Origin of the sequence: Bradyrhizobium sp. CB1717 (assembly GCF_029714325.1) — a bacterium.
Taxonomy (GTDB): domain Bacteria; phylum Pseudomonadota; class Alphaproteobacteria; order Rhizobiales; family Xanthobacteraceae; genus Bradyrhizobium.
Genome location: NZ_CP121666.1, coordinates 8,927,517 through 8,940,558 on the forward strand (window position 1 = coordinate 8,927,517; position 13,042 = coordinate 8,940,558).

Below are 13,042 nucleotides of genomic sequence, written 5' to 3' on the forward strand. Positions count from 1 at the left end.
TTACGGCTATCCGATGGACGCCTTGACGGAAAGGCCATTGCGGAATATGAGCATCACTTATCCCGTGGTGATTTGAGCCGGCCGGCTTGCAGCCACGTTAAATAAGTCGCTAAACAGGCCGGGGACCTCTGTGATCCCGGCCCGTGGTTTTGTCCAGGCCGGTTTTTTTGTGACCGTTTTCGACGAAACGGTCATGTCGGAGGGTCCTATGTCGAAGTCGCCTGCCACCTACCGTCCCGAAACCCGCCTGGTCCATTCCGGCACCCTGCGCTCGCAATATGGCGAGACGTCGGAGGCGCTGTTCTTGACGCAAGGCTATGTCTACAACAGCGCCGAGGAGTGCGAGGCGCGGTTCAAGGGCGAGGACCCCGGCTTCATCTATTCGCGCTACTCCAACCCTACCATTGCGATGTTCGAGCGCCGCATGATCGAGCTCGAGGGCGCCGAAGCCGCCCGCTCGGCGGCAACCGGCATGGCGGCGGTGACGACCGCGATCCTGGCGCCGCTCAAGGCCGGCGATCATGTGGTCGCCTCCCGCGCGCTGTTCGGCTCGTGCCTCTACGTGATTCAGGACCTGCTCCCGCGCTACGGCATCGAGACCACGCTGGTCGACGGAGCCGATCTCGACCAGTGGCAGCGGGCCTTGAGGCCCAATACCAAGACGTTCTTCCTGGAGAGCCCGACCAACCCGACGTTGGATGTGCTCGACATTCCCGGCATCGCCGAGATCGCGCACAGCGGCGGCGCGCGGCTCGTCGTCGACAATGTGTTCGCAACGCCGATCTGGCAGAGCCCGCTGGCGCTGGGCGCCGACGTCGTCGTCTACTCCGCAACCAAGCACATCGACGGCCAGGGCCGCTGTCTGGGCGGCATCATCCTGTCTTCGGAAGCCTTCATCGCCGAGCACCTGCATAATTTCATGCGCCAGACCGGCCCGTCGATTTCGCCGTTCAACGCCTGGGTCCTGCTCAAGGGCCTGGAGACGCTGGGCGTGCGCGTGCGCGCGCAGACCGACACGGCCGCGCGTATCGCCGAAGTGCTGGCGAGCCACCCGAAGATTTCGCGGCTGGTCTATCCGGGCCGCGCCGATCATCCGCAGGCGGCGCTGGTGAAGAAACAGATGCGCGGCGGCTCGACGCTGGTCGGCTTCGAGGTGAAGGGTGGCAAGGCGGCGGCGTTCCGCGTGCTGAACGAGCTGAAGCTTGCGAAGATCTCGAACAATCTCGGCGACGCCAAGAGTCTCGTCACGCATCCGGCGACCACGACGCATCAGCGCCTCAAGCCGGAAGACCGCGCCGCGCTCGGCATCAGCGAGGGCTTTATCCGCTTCTCCGCAGGGCTGGAGCATGCGGATGATCTGATCGAGGATCTGACGGCGGCGCTGGAGAAGGCGTGAGGCGACGGCGGTCTCGTAGGGTGGGCAAAGCGAAAGCGTGCCCACGTCTTCTTCCTTCGTATCACTGAGCGATGGTGGGCACGGCGCTTTGCGCCTTTGCCCACCCTACGGCACCTCGCTACATCGGCCGATACGTCCTCACATCCGCCGGCACGTTCACCCCGAGCTTGATCTGGCCGACGGAGCGGATGATGTCGTCGCCGAGCAGCTGGGCGAAGCAGGCATAGCCCCAATCGTTCATGTGCAGGCCGTCGGAGATGACGAAGCTCTCGACCGGGATCGACTGGTTCTCGTGCCAGTCGCGCATCACCTCGAAGCGCGGGAAGATGCCGACCTTGCGGAGCTCGGCGACCTTGCCGAGCAGCTTGATCATCTTGCCGGCGCTCTCGGCACGCTGATTGACGGCCGGCGAATATTGCGGATCGACCAGCACGATGTCGGCGCCGCCGGCGGCCTGGATGCGGGAGATGCCGTCCTCGACCAGCTTGGCGGTATCGCCTGGATCGAGATTGCGCAGCACGGCGTTGGTGCCGACCTGCCAGATCACCATGTCCGGATGCACGTCGATCACCTGCGTCTGAAGGCGCTTCATCATCTCGGGCGCGTCCTCGCCGCCGACGCCGGCATTGACGACAGTAATGTCGGCGGTCGGATAGTGTCGGCGCAGCTGTGTGGCGAGACGGTTCGGATAGTTGAAATCGGGCGAACTCGCGCCGTAGCCGGCGGTCGACGACGAGCCGAACGCGACGATCACGACGGGCTGGCCGGCAACGAGCTTGGCCGCGACATGCGGCAGCGAGCCCATCGTCTTCGAGCCGCCCTTCGGCGGCAGGCAAGGCACGCGGCTGAAGATGTCACCGGCGGATTTCGCGACCTGCTTCACCTTGTCGATGGCGCGCGAGGTGATGCCGCGCTGCTCGGGGGACGTCACGGCGACCGTGGTCTGGGAACGCGAAGCGGGAGCGGGATTAGCGGTTTGCGCCGGTGCTTGCGTCGCCTGCGCGGCTTGTGCCTGCGCGCGCGACGGCGACGCCGGCGTCAGCAACAGCAGCGCTGCCGCTGCGGTCGCAGCCAGCGATGCCGTCGGGAAAAAAGGGCGGAGAGAACTCATTAACGCTAGACCTCAATTTTGCTGCTGGGCCGGCCCCAGATGGGCTGCGTCAAACACGAATTGTGCCAACGCCCGGCCAAGGCAATCATGGACCTGTTTCGCCAGCTCCGGCCCGCGGGACGGGCTGAACAGGTCGAACTGACCCTGGTCATTCCACTGCCGCATGATCGCGAAACGGTCGAACAGCGGAATGTCATGCTCCTGCGCCACCACCCGCATATTGTCGAGATAGGGCGGCACCGAGATCATGGTCTCTGTGCGCGGGCTGTACTGCAAGTTCATCAACACGACGTCAGCCCCTGCATTTTGCAGCGCGGCAACCCCTTCGGTCACAGCACCGCGAAAATCGTCGGGATCAATGGCTCGGATAGCATCCACGGTCCCGGTCTGCCAGATGACCAAAGTAGGCCTTTTTGCTTCCATCAGCTTAACGAAGGTGGTGGCCGCCTCCTCTGCCGTTTTCTTGCTCTGTATTTCTACGGAGACGTGCACGGCCTCCGACGGTGGCAGCTTGTCCTTCAGGATGGCCTGCATGCGCGCCGGATAGGAGGCGTCCTCGGAGGCCGGAATCGTGGTCGAGCGGCTGCCGATGACCAGGATTTCCAGCGGCTTGCCCGATTTGACGGCCTCGGCGACCTTGGGAAGCTGGCTTTCACTGCTGAGCAGATAGGACGGCAATTCGCAGGCTGGGGGTACGGCCGGCGCGGCAGGCGCAGCATCGTCCGCACGCGCCTGGGGCGCGGCGAGGTAACCGCATAGCAGGATCAGGCTCAGGAGAACCTTCGCCTTCATCAGCCCCCTCCCGCCAGATCGGCGTTGCCGACGGCGTTTTTGGTTTTCGCACCGCTCTTGTCAGCCACGCGTTTGTACCACGAAATCACCCATGCAACGCCCCACATGATCAGGATTCCGGAGAGACTAATCAGCGCATGCATGGCTGCGCCGCCGGAGACCTCGGCCAGGATGAAATGACCGGCGAAGGCGAGGAAGACGCCGAGGCAGAAGATCTCGAGCGAATGCTGGCCGCACAGGATCAGCGGCCGCAGCCACTGCGATTTCAGACCCGGCCAGTCCCGCGGCAGGAAGCGCACGGTGAGCGCGGCCAGCGCCAGGAAATGCGTGAAACGCAAAACGTCGAGATCGGTCTTGTCGATCGGATACATCCACTGCTCGAGCCGCTTCGGCATCAGATGGGACAGCTGCGGCAGATACCAGGTCAGCGTCACGTAGAACGCCGCCACGATATAGGCGATCGAGATCCACATCGTTACCGGCGACGCTAAAATACGCGACATGCGCCGCGCACCTCCGAGCGCACACCATGCACCGAAGACGAAGAGCAATTGCCAGGCCAGCGGATTGAAGGCCCAGAAGCCGTTCGGATAAGCGGAGAAGTAGAGATCGTATTCCCAGGTCACCGCGTAGAGCAGGACGGAAAGGCCCAGCGTGACGTCGGGCTTCCACCGCATCGACCACAGGATCACGGGCAGCGCCAGCATCAGGACGATATACAGCGGCAGCACGTCCATGTTGACGGGACGGAAACGCAGCAGCAGCGCCTGCACGATGGTGACGTCGGGCTGCTTGAGGAAGTCCATGATCCCCATCTCTTCGGTGTAGAGCGGGTTCTCGAAACGGGTCGCCACATAGGAGATCTCGGCGAGGAAGATCGTGAACAGGAAGACGTGCGCGACATAGATCTGCCAGACCCGCCGCAGGATGCGCGCGGTGGCGATGACGACGCCGCCCTCCAGCATCGCGCGGCCATAGACGAAGGCGGCGGTGTAGCCGGAGATGAAGATGAAGATCTCGGTGGCGTCGCTGAAGCCGTAATTGCGGATCGTGAACCAGGTCAGCAGGCTCGTCGGCAGATGGTCGATGAAGATCAGCCACAGCGCCAGCCCGCGGAACAGGTCAAGGCGGAGCTCGCGCTCGCCGATGGCGGGCAGCGAGATGGCGGCCGCACGCGGCTCCGCAGGTTTGGCGGTTCCCGCGATGGTCGATCCCGTCACTTGGTCAGCAATGGTCATCGGGGCCTAAAAACCCTCACCCAAATCGCGACGTTGAAGGAGTGTACCGGTCCGGCCGTCATCTCGCAAAGCGGCCGGATCACATGGGGGTGTACTTCCTCGCCAATTCTGGCGGCACGATGTCGCCAAAACTGCCGCCGGGGTTTGGTTCCGGCGCCGGATTTCGGTATGATGGCAGCCATGTACCGCGCCGTGACCCGCCAGATCGAAGTGACCGTCGAGCCGAACTTTGTTCCGGAGCAGTCGTCGGCCGACCGCTCCCGCTATTTCTGGTCGTACACCATCGTCATCACCAATTCCGGCGATGAGACCGTGCAGCTCAAGACGCGGCACTGGATCATCACCGACGCCACCGGCCGCCAGCAGGAGGTCAAGGGCGAGGGCGTGGTCGGCGAGCAGCCGACGCTCGCCCCCGGCGAGCGGTTCGAATACACCTCCGGCGTGCCACTCACGACCGCCTCCGGCTTCATGACCGGCCGCTACCAGATGGTCAGCGAAACCGGCGAGCGCTTCGAGATCGACGTGCCGACGTTCTCGCTGGACAGCCCGGACAATAAGCGGGTGTTGAACTAGCGCGGTGCCGTAGGGTGGGCAAAGCGAAGCGTGCCCACCAATCACCATTGCAATTGCGCAGGGGGTGGTGGGCACGGCGCGTTGCGCCTTTGCCCACCCCACGATGTCCGAGCGCTCGGCAAGCTGCCTCCCCATGGTCATCGCGAGCGGAGCGAAGCAATCCAGGGTCTTTCCGCCGAGGGTTTCTGGATTGCTTCGCTGCGCCCGCAATGACGGAGGATGGACTTACGCGTCCTCCACGCCCGCCTCGTGCGGCGTGAACTGATACACCGAGCTGCAGAACTCGCAGGTGACGACGACCTTGTCGTCCTTGACCATCGCGGCGCGGTCGTCGTGCGAGAAGCTCTTCAGCATGGACGCGACTGCGTCGCGCGAGCAGGAGCATTGCGCCTTCAGGGACAGCGGATTGAACACGCGCACGCCGCGCTCGTGAAAGAGGCGATAGAGCAGCCGCTCGCCGGAGAGTTCGGGATCGATCAGTTCGACGTCCTCGACGGTTTCGATCAGCGAGCGCGCCTCGACCCAGGCGTCGTCTTCCGCGACGCTGTGCACCTCGGCGCCGTCGGGTGCATCGCCGGGATGCAGATCCGCCTGCCGCGCGCGCTCCGGCGCCTTCGGCAAAAACTGCATCAGCATGCCGCCGGCGCGCCAGCGATGCTTGCCGCCGTCGCTACTGCGCCACTCCTCGCCGACCGCAAGCCGCACCTTGGTCGGAATCTGCTCGGAGCGGAGGAAATATTCGTGGGCGGCGTCTTCCAGGCTGCCGCCGTCGAGTGCGACCAGGCCCTGGTAGCGGCTCATGTCGGGGCCCTGGTCGATGGTCATGGCGAGATGGCCGCGGCCGAGCAGCGTGCCGGAATCCTTCGCCGCACCGAGGCGCGAGGCGTCGTAGCGCGCATAGGCGCGCAGATGATCCGGTGCCTTGTAGTCGACGACCAGGAACGACACCGGACCATCGGTCTGGGCCTGCAGGATGAAGCGGCCCTCGAATTTCAGCGCCGAGCCGAGCAGCGTCGCCAGCACGATGGCCTCGCCGAGCAGCTTGCCGACGGGCGCGGGATAATCGTGCTTGGTCAGGATGTCGTCGAGCGCAGGGCCAAGCCGCACCAGGCGACCGCGCACATCGAGCGCGTCGACCTCGTAGGGCAGCACGGCGTCGTCGACCGGAACGGCGGATGGCGCGCGAACCGGGCCTTCAGGCCCGGTTTTCATGTCAGGGGATTGAAAAACCATGGCGCTTTATCTGGGGTCGGAGAGCGGGGAATGGAAGGGGGTGTGTTCCGGCGATGGGATGGCATGCAAGCGAGTACAAACTCAGTGTCGTCCTGGCGAAAGCCAGGACCCATTACCCCAAGCGGGAGTTGGGGCGCGAGATGACAATTGCCAACCTTCGCCAAACCACGGCCGGTGGTAATGGGTCCTGGCTTTCGCCAGGACGAGGATCCAATTTTACGCGACTGCGCCGCTACTTCACCGCGTCGAAGCACCAGGCCAAAATGCCCTTCTGCGCGTGCAGGCGGTTTTCGGCCTCGTCGAACACGACCGATTGCGGGCCGTCGATCACCTCGTCGGTGACCTCCTCGCCGCGATGGGCCGGCAGGCAGTGCATGAACAGCGCGTCGGGCTTCGCCAGCGACATCAGCTTCGAATTGACCTGGTAGGGCTTGAGCACGTTGTGGCGGCGCTCACCCTCCTTGTCGCCCATCGACACCCAGGTATCCGTGACGACGCAATCGGCGCCCTTCACGGCGGCTTCGGGATCGGTGCCGAGCACGATCGGAGCGCCTGTTGCCTTGATCCAGTCGCGCATCGCCTTCTTCGGCGCGAGTTCCGGGGGCGTTGCGACATTGAGCTGAAATTTGAAGCGCTCGGCGGCGTGGGCCCAGGACGCCAGCACGTTGTTGTCATCGCCGGTCCAGGCCACCGTCCGGCCCTCGATCGGGCCGCGATGCTCCTGATAGGTGAGGAGGTCCGCCATCACCTGGCAGGGATGCGAGCGCCGCGTCAGGCCGTTGATGACGGGCACGGTCGCATTCGCGGCAAGCTCCAGCAGCGCATCATGGTTGAGGATGCGGATCATGATGGCGTCGACATAGCGCGACAGCACGCGCGCGGTGTCGGCGATGGTCTCGCCGCGGCCGAGCTGCATCTCGGCGCCGGTGAGCATGATGGGCTCGCCGCCAAGCTGACGCATGGCGACGTCGAACGAGACGCGGGTGCGCGTCGAGGGACGCTCGAAGATCATCGCCAGCGTCTTGCCTTCGAGCGGCTTCACCGGCTGATGCGCCTTCTGCTTCGCCTTCATGGCGGAGGAGGCGTCGAGCATGCTCTTGAGCTCCGACAACGGCAGCTCGTTGATATCCAGGAAGTGCTTCGGCGACCTGCTCATCAGCTTGCCGCCCGCTTGGTCTGGCTGGACGAGATCGCAGCGCAGGCGCGCTCTAACCGCGTGACGCTGTCCTCGATCTCGGCTTCGGTGACGATCAAGGGCGGCAGGAAGCGCACGACATTGTCGCCGGCGCCGACCGTCAGCAGTTTTTCATTGCGCAAGGCCGCAACGAGATCGCCCGAGGGCACCACAGCCTTGATGCCGATCAAGAGGCCCTCGCCACGCACTTCGCTGACGACGTCAGGGTGACGGTCGATCACGGAGGCGAGCTTCTGCTTGAGCAGCAGCGACATCTTTTGGACGTGGTCGAAGAAGCCGGGCTTGAGCATGACGTCGAGCACGGCATTGGCAGCCGAGATCGCCAGCGGATTGCCGCCGAAGGTCGAGCCGTGCGAGCCGGGGCCCATGCCGGCTGCCGCCTCCGCGGTGGCCAGCACCGCGCCGATCGGGAAGCCGCCGCCGAGCGCCTTGGCGAGCGACATCACATCAGGTGTAACGCCGGTGCGCCGATGGGCGAAGAGATCGCCGGTGCGGCCCATGCCGGTCTGCACCTCGTCGAAGGCGAGCAGCAGTCCCTTCTCGTCGCAGAGCTGACGCAACGCCTTGAGGAAAGCGGGCGTCGACGAACGTACGCCGCCCTCACCCTGGATCGGCTCGACCAGGATGCCGGCGGTCTGCGGACCGATCGCCTTCTTCACGGCTTCGATGTCACCGTGCGGGACCTGGTCGAAACCGTCCATCGGCGGACCGAACCCTTCGAGATATTTTGCAGATCCCGTCGCAGCCAGCGTCGCCAACGTGCGGCCATGGAAGGCGCCCTCGAAGGTGATGATGCGGTAGCGCTCCGGATGACCCTTGGAGAAGTGATGATGGCGGACCAGCTTGATCACGCCTTCCAGCGCCTCGGCGCCGGAATTGCAGAAGAACACGAAGTCCGCGAAGCTTTCCTGGCACAGACGTGCGGCGAGTTTCTCGCCGTCCGGGCTCTGGAACAGGTTCGACATGTGCCAGAGCTTGGTCGCCTGCTCCTGCAGCGCCTTGACCAGCGCGGGATGGGCGTGGCCAAGCGCGTTCACCGCGACGCCCGAGGTGAAATCGAGATAGCGCTCGCCATTGGTCGCGATCAGCCAGCAGCCTTCGCCGCGCTCGAAACCGAGGTCGGCCCTGGCGAAAACGGGGAGCAAATGCGGCGCGGCGCTGTTAGTCATGACGATCACTTGATGTTGCGGACGGCCTCAACGCGCTCACGCAGCGCACCATTGACCGGCCCGGAAAACGAAACGTGCCGCCTTTTAAGGGCGGCACGTGACACTATCTTATGCCGGGTAGAACGGGTGTCAATGCCGCCCGAAAGCCCCGCGAAACGCTGAATCCGTAGTCTTGCGGTGCCGGATTTGCGGGGTTTTTGCCACGGAACATGTGGAAGCGAGTCGGCTGACTCTTGCGCGTGAGTCACGCCATATTGTAGCGTTTGGCTTGTCAGATACGACATCTCGTGCAGCAGTTCTGATCCTCTAAGTCCTCATGTACCGGCGTAAACGTTCGGGCGTTCTGGTTACGCCCGGCGAGCCTTAAGGGATTCTGGCGGCACGGGTTTTTCGAGGCTTAGGCATTCGCCGCAAGGCGCCAGGACGGCAGCCGCACGGCGAGGGAAAGGGTGCAATGACGGTTTTGACCTGGTCCGACGATCGCGTCGAGCAGCTGAAAAAGCTCTGGGAGGCCGGATTGTCGGCCAGCCAGATCGCAGCCGAGCTCGGCAACGTGACCCGTAATGCCGTGATCGGCAAGGTGCACAGGCTCGGCCTGTCCGGCCGCGCCAAGAGCCCCTCATCGGCAGCTCCCCGGCCGCGCAAGGCGCGTCCGGCTCAGCACATGATGCGGGTCAGCCGCCCCATCGCACGCGGCAACACCGCGCTGGCACAGGCCTTCGAGGTCGAAGTCGAGGCGGAGCCTGTGACCTACGACAACGTGGTGCCGATGAGCCAGCGGCTGTCGCTGCTCGAATTGAACGAGGCGACCTGCCACTGGCCGGTCGGCGATCCCTCGAGCCCGGATTTCTTCTTTTGCGGCGGCAAGGCGCTGTCGGGCCTGCCCTACTGCGCCCAGCACTCGCGCGTGGCGTATCAGCCGGCGGCGGACCGCCGTCGCGCGCCGGCCAAGCCGGGCACGCGGTGAGCTTGTTCTGAGATCAAGAAGCAGCCGTCACACGATGACGGCTCAACACACTCCGCTGTCGTCCCGGCGAAGGCCGGGACCCATAACCACCGAATGCGGTTTGGCGAAGACTCTCTGTGACGCGGCTGCGCCGCGCAACTTGCACCGCGCTTCATCGATAGATCACGCGGTATGGGTCCCGGCCCCCGTGCGCAATTGCGCACTCGGCCGGGACGACACCCATGCTGCGGCAATAGCCCCCAAACCAGCTTACGTCTGCTCGGCCTTCGCAAAGCGATCGTCGAGCGCATAGCCGGCGCCGCGGACGGTGCGGATCGGGTCCTGCTCGCGACCGAGATTGAGCAGCTTGCGCAGGCGGCCGATATGGACGTCGACGGTGCGCTCGTCGATGTAGATGTCGCGGCCCCAGACGCTGTCGAGCAACTGCTCACGCGAGAACACGCGGCCGGGATGCTCCAGGAAGAACTCCAGCAGGCGATATTCGGTCGGGCCGAGATCGATCGGCCGGCCCGAGCGCGCGACGCGGCGCTTGTCGCGATCAAGCTCGATGTCGCCATAGGCGAGCACGGTGGCGAGCCGCTCAGGGCTCGCGCGCCGCAGGAGGCCCTTCACGCGCGCCAGCAGCTCCGGCACCGAGAACGGCTTGACGATGTAGTCGTCGGCGCCGGTCGCAAGCCCGCGCACCCGCTCGCTCTCCTCGCCGCGCGCGGTGAGCATGATGATGGGAAGCTGCTTGGTCTCGGGACGGGTCCGCAGCCGCCGGCACAGCTCGATGCCCGAGAGGCCCGGCAGCATCCAGTCGAGCACGATCAGGTCGGGGATGTGCTCCTTGAGGCGGGTGTCGGCATCGTCGCCGCGCATCACCGTCTCGACGTCATAGCCGTCGCCTTCGAGGTTGTAGCGGAGAAGCTCGGTGAGAGCTTCCTCGTCCTCAACCACCATAATGCGTGCGCCCATGGTGTCGTCGCTCCTTAAGTCTTCAGGTATTCGGGACCGTCGTGGCGAAGGTCGTCATGTCGCCCTTCGGCCGCTTGTCGGTGATGGCCTGGCCCTCGATCATGTAGAACACGGTCTCGGCGATGTTGGTGGCGTGATCGCCGATCCGCTCGATGTTCTTGGCGCAGAACATCAGATGGATGCAGAACGAGATGTTGCGCGGATCCTCCATCATGTAGGTGAGGAGCTCGCGGAACAGCGAGGTGCAGATGGCGTCGACTTCCTCGTCGCCCTTCCACACCGCCATCGCAGCCGGCAGATCGTGCGCGGCATAGGCGTCCAGCACCGACTTGACCTGCTGCTGCACGAGGTCGGTCATGTGCTCCAGGCCGCGGAACAGTTTGAGCGGATGGAAGTCGGCATCGAGCGCGGCGACGCGCTTTCCCATGTTCTTGGCGAGGTCGCCGATGCGCTCGAGATCGGTCGCAACGCGCATGGCGCCGACGATCTCGCGCAGATCCACCGCCATCGGCTGGCGGCGGGCGATGGTGAGCACGGCGCGCTCCTCGATCTTCTTCTGCAGCGCGTCGAGCTCGGCGTCGATGGTGACGACGCGCTGGCCGAGCGCGACGTCGCGGCGGATCAGCGCATCGACGGAATCGACGATCATGCGCTCGGCGATGCCGCCCATCTCGGCGACCAGGCGGGTGAGCTCCTGGAGGTCGGTGTCGAAAGCCTTTGCGGTATGTTCAGAACCCATGTCCCGTCTCCTCAGCCGAACCGGCCGGTGATGTAATCCTGCGTGCGCCGATCGGTCGGCGACGTGAAGATCTTGCTGGTGTCGTCGAACTCGATCAGCTCGCCGAGATACATGAAAGCGGTCTTGTCGGAGACGCGCGCCGCCTGCTGCATGTTGTGGGTGACGATCGCGATCGTGTAGTTCTCGGACAGTTCCTGGATCAGCTCCTCGACCTTGGCGGTCGAGATCGGATCGAGCGCCGAGCAGGGCTCGTCGAACAAAATCACTTCAGGCCGCACCGCGACGGTGCGGGCGATGCAGAGGCGCTGCTGCTGGCCGCCGGAGAGCGACAGGCCCGAGGCGTTGAGCTTGTCCTTGACCTCGTTCCACAGCGCGCCGCCGCGCAGCGCCTTCTCGACCCGGTCGTCCATCTCGGACTTCGAGATCTTCTCATAGAGGCGGATGCCGAAGGCGATGTTCTCGTAGATCGTCATCGGGAACGGCGTCGGCTTCTGGAACACCATGCCGACGCGGGCGCGCAGCAGGTTCAGGTCCAGCTTCGGGTCGAGGATGTTGGTCTGGTCGAGCATCAGCTGACCGGTGACGCGCTGGCCCGGATAGAGGTCGTACATCCGGTTGAAGATGCGCAGCAGGGTCGACTTGCCGCAGCCCGACGGGCCGATGAACGCCGTGACGCGGTTGCTGCCGAGCGTCAGGTTGATGTTCTTCAGCGCGTGGTGCTCGCCGTAATAGAAGTTGAGGTTGCGCACCGTCACCTTGGCGGGCGCTTCCGGCAACGGCTGCGAGGCCAGATGGGCGTTGGAACTCACGGATACGGAAAGATCGGTCATTTTGCAGTCCTCTCGGCGCCGAGGATGCGCGCGCCAATGTTCAGGGCAAGCACGGTGATCGTGATCAGCAGCGCGCCGCTCCAGGCGAGCTGCTTCCAGTAGGCGTAGGGGCTCTGCACGAAGTTGTTGATGGTAACCGGCAGGTTCGCCATCGTCTTGTTCAGGCCGAGGCTGAAGAACTGGTTCGACAGCGCGGTGAAGAGCAGCGGCGCGGTCTCGCCGGCGACGCGGGCGGTGGCGAGCAGCACGCCGGTGATGAGACCCGATCGGGCCGCACGATAGGCGATGCGCTTGATCACCAGCGAGCGCGGCAGGCCGAGCGCGGAGGCGGCCTCGCGCAGCGCGTTCGGCACCAGCAGCAGCATGTCCTCGGTCGTGCGCAGCACCACCGGGATGACGATCACGGCTAGCGCAAGCGCGCCCGCAATCGCCGAGAAGCCGCGCATCGGCACCACCACCGCGCCGTAGATGAACAGGCCGATGATGATCGAGGGCGCCGAGAGCAGGATGTCGTTGATGAAGCGGATCACCGAGGTCAGCTTGTCGTTGCGACCGTATTCGGCGAGGTAGGTGCCGGCGAACAGGCCGAGCGGCGCGCCGATGCCGACGCCGATCACGGTCATGATGATCGAGCCGACGATGGCGTTGCGCAGGCCGCCTTCGGTCGAGCCCGGAGGCGGCGTGTCCGCGACGAAGATCTCGAGGTTCAGGCCGGCGAGGCCGTTATAGAGCAGCGTCATCAGGATCAGCGCGAGCCAGGTCACGCCGAAGGCGGCGGCACCGATACAGAGCCCGCGGACGATGATGTCCTTGCGGCGGCGGCGTACGTAGATCGGGTTCAT

13 protein-coding genes and 1 riboswitch are annotated in these 13,042 nt (G+C 64.7%); of the genes, 3 read left to right on the plus strand and 10 right to left on the minus strand.

Annotated elements, in window-relative coordinates; all coding sequences use genetic code 11:
• The first annotated feature begins 54 nt into the window (after nt 1-54).
• Nucleotides 55-134: riboswitch (SAM riboswitch) on the plus strand.
• Nucleotides 135-208: 74 nt separating this feature from the next.
• Nucleotides 209-1,396, plus strand: a complete 1,188-nt coding sequence (locus QA649_RS41550) for an O-succinylhomoserine sulfhydrylase (protein WP_283022206.1) — start codon at nt 209-211, stop codon at nt 1,394-1,396.
• Between the two features lie 118 nt (nt 1,397-1,514).
• Here the strand turns inward: QA649_RS41550 and QA649_RS41555 are convergent, their stop codons facing one another.
• The 3 genes from QA649_RS41555 to QA649_RS41565 are packed head-to-tail and all read right to left on the minus strand — an operon-like array spanning nt 1,515 to nt 4,537.
• Nucleotides 1,515-2,507, minus strand: coding sequence for an SGNH/GDSL hydrolase family protein (locus QA649_RS41555; RefSeq protein ID WP_283022207.1), 993 nt, complete (start codon nt 2,505-2,507; stop codon nt 1,515-1,517).
• A 12-nt stretch (nt 2,508-2,519) separates the two neighbouring features.
• On the minus strand, nt 2,520-3,299 hold the full coding sequence (locus tag QA649_RS41560) for an SGNH/GDSL hydrolase family protein (protein ID WP_283022208.1): 780 nt from the start codon (nt 3,297-3,299) through the stop codon (nt 2,520-2,522).
• On the minus strand, nt 3,299-4,537 hold the full coding sequence (locus tag QA649_RS41565) for an OpgC domain-containing protein (RefSeq protein ID WP_283022209.1): 1,239 nt from the start codon (nt 4,535-4,537) through the stop codon (nt 3,299-3,301). Before QA649_RS41565 ends, QA649_RS41560 begins: the two co-directional genes overlap by 1 nt.
• Before the next feature lie 180 nt (nt 4,538-4,717).
• Between QA649_RS41565 and apaG the strand changes: the two genes are divergently transcribed.
• Entirely contained in the window at nt 4,718-5,110 is a 393-nt protein-coding gene (gene apaG, locus QA649_RS41570) for a Co2+/Mg2+ efflux protein ApaG (protein WP_026312282.1), read from the plus strand.
• Nucleotides 5,111-5,335: 225 nt separating this feature from the next.
• Here the strand turns inward: apaG and QA649_RS41575 are convergent, their stop codons facing one another.
• The 3 genes from QA649_RS41575 to QA649_RS41585 form a co-directional block, all read right to left on the minus strand.
• Nucleotides 5,336-6,343 (minus strand): Hsp33 family molecular chaperone, encoded by a 1,008-nt coding sequence (locus QA649_RS41575; RefSeq protein ID WP_283022210.1) that lies wholly within the window; start codon nt 6,341-6,343, stop codon nt 5,336-5,338.
• A 232-nt stretch (nt 6,344-6,575) separates the two neighbouring features.
• Nucleotides 6,576-7,499 carry an ornithine carbamoyltransferase gene (argF, locus tag QA649_RS41580; protein WP_283022211.1) on the minus strand — a complete coding sequence of 308 codons (924 nt, stop codon included), beginning with the start codon at nt 7,497-7,499 and terminating at the stop codon, nt 6,576-6,578.
• On the minus strand, nt 7,499-8,707 hold the full coding sequence (locus QA649_RS41585) for an aspartate aminotransferase family protein (protein ID WP_283022212.1): 1,209 nt from the start codon (nt 8,705-8,707) through the stop codon (nt 7,499-7,501). Before QA649_RS41585 ends, argF begins: the two co-directional genes overlap by 1 nt.
• Nucleotides 8,708-9,161: 454 nt before the next feature.
• Between QA649_RS41585 and QA649_RS41590 the strand changes: the two genes are divergently transcribed.
• Nucleotides 9,162-9,674 (plus strand): GcrA family cell cycle regulator, encoded by a 513-nt coding sequence (locus QA649_RS41590; RefSeq protein WP_018644522.1) that lies wholly within the window; start codon nt 9,162-9,164, stop codon nt 9,672-9,674.
• Nucleotides 9,675-9,923: 249 nt separating this feature from the next.
• Here QA649_RS41590 and phoB read toward each other — a convergent pair whose 3' ends face one another.
• Genes phoB through pstA form a run of 4 tightly spaced genes read right to left on the minus strand, consistent with a single transcriptional unit; the run spans nt 9,924 to nt 13,042 of the window.
• Nucleotides 9,924-10,631, minus strand: a complete 708-nt coding sequence (gene phoB / locus QA649_RS41595; protein WP_008143479.1) for a phosphate regulon transcriptional regulator PhoB — start codon at nt 10,629-10,631, stop codon at nt 9,924-9,926.
• Between the two features lie 22 nt (nt 10,632-10,653).
• Nucleotides 10,654-11,370, minus strand: coding sequence for a phosphate signaling complex protein PhoU (gene phoU, locus QA649_RS41600; RefSeq protein ID WP_283022213.1), 717 nt, complete (start codon nt 11,368-11,370; stop codon nt 10,654-10,656).
• Between the two features lie 11 nt (nt 11,371-11,381).
• Nucleotides 11,382-12,200, minus strand: a complete 819-nt coding sequence (gene pstB / locus QA649_RS41605; RefSeq protein WP_283022214.1) for a phosphate ABC transporter ATP-binding protein PstB — start codon at nt 12,198-12,200, stop codon at nt 11,382-11,384.
• Nucleotides 12,197-13,042, minus strand: coding sequence for a phosphate ABC transporter permease PstA (gene pstA / locus QA649_RS41610; RefSeq protein ID WP_283022215.1), 846 nt, complete (start codon nt 13,040-13,042; stop codon nt 12,197-12,199). Before pstA ends, pstB begins: the two co-directional genes overlap by 4 nt.

What these genes read in the sequence shown, in the direction of transcription:
- pstA (WP_283022215.1), bottom strand. Translation starts at nt 13,042, where the DNA reads ATGAACCCGATCTACGTACGCCGCCGCCGCAAGGACATCATCGTCCGC.
- QA649_RS41575 (WP_283022210.1), bottom strand. Translation starts at nt 6,343, where the DNA reads ATGGTTTTTCAATCCCCTGACATGAAAACCGGGCCTGAAGGCCCGGTT.
- QA649_RS41565 (WP_283022209.1), bottom strand. Translation starts at nt 4,537, where the DNA reads ATGACCATTGCTGACCAAGTGACGGGATCGACCATCGCGGGAACCGCC.
- QA649_RS41585 (WP_283022212.1), bottom strand. Translation starts at nt 8,707, where the DNA reads ATGACTAACAGCGCCGCGCCGCATTTGCTCCCCGTTTTCGCCAGGGCC.
- QA649_RS41550 (WP_283022206.1), top strand. Translation starts at nt 209, where the DNA reads ATGTCGAAGTCGCCTGCCACCTACCGTCCCGAAACCCGCCTGGTCCAT.
- phoU (WP_283022213.1), bottom strand. Translation starts at nt 11,370, where the DNA reads ATGGGTTCTGAACATACCGCAAAGGCTTTCGACACCGACCTCCAGGAG.
- apaG (WP_026312282.1), top strand. Translation starts at nt 4,718, where the DNA reads ATGTACCGCGCCGTGACCCGCCAGATCGAAGTGACCGTCGAGCCGAAC.
- QA649_RS41555 (WP_283022207.1), bottom strand. Translation starts at nt 2,507, where the DNA reads ATGAGTTCTCTCCGCCCTTTTTTCCCGACGGCATCGCTGGCTGCGACC.
- QA649_RS41560 (WP_283022208.1), bottom strand. Translation starts at nt 3,299, where the DNA reads ATGAAGGCGAAGGTTCTCCTGAGCCTGATCCTGCTATGCGGTTACCTC.
- phoB (WP_008143479.1), bottom strand. Translation starts at nt 10,631, where the DNA reads ATGGGCGCACGCATTATGGTGGTTGAGGACGAGGAAGCTCTCACCGAG.
- QA649_RS41590 (WP_018644522.1), top strand. Translation starts at nt 9,162, where the DNA reads ATGACGGTTTTGACCTGGTCCGACGATCGCGTCGAGCAGCTGAAAAAG.
- argF (WP_283022211.1), bottom strand. Translation starts at nt 7,499, where the DNA reads ATGAGCAGGTCGCCGAAGCACTTCCTGGATATCAACGAGCTGCCGTTG.
- pstB (WP_283022214.1), bottom strand. Translation starts at nt 12,200, where the DNA reads ATGACCGATCTTTCCGTATCCGTGAGTTCCAACGCCCATCTGGCCTCG.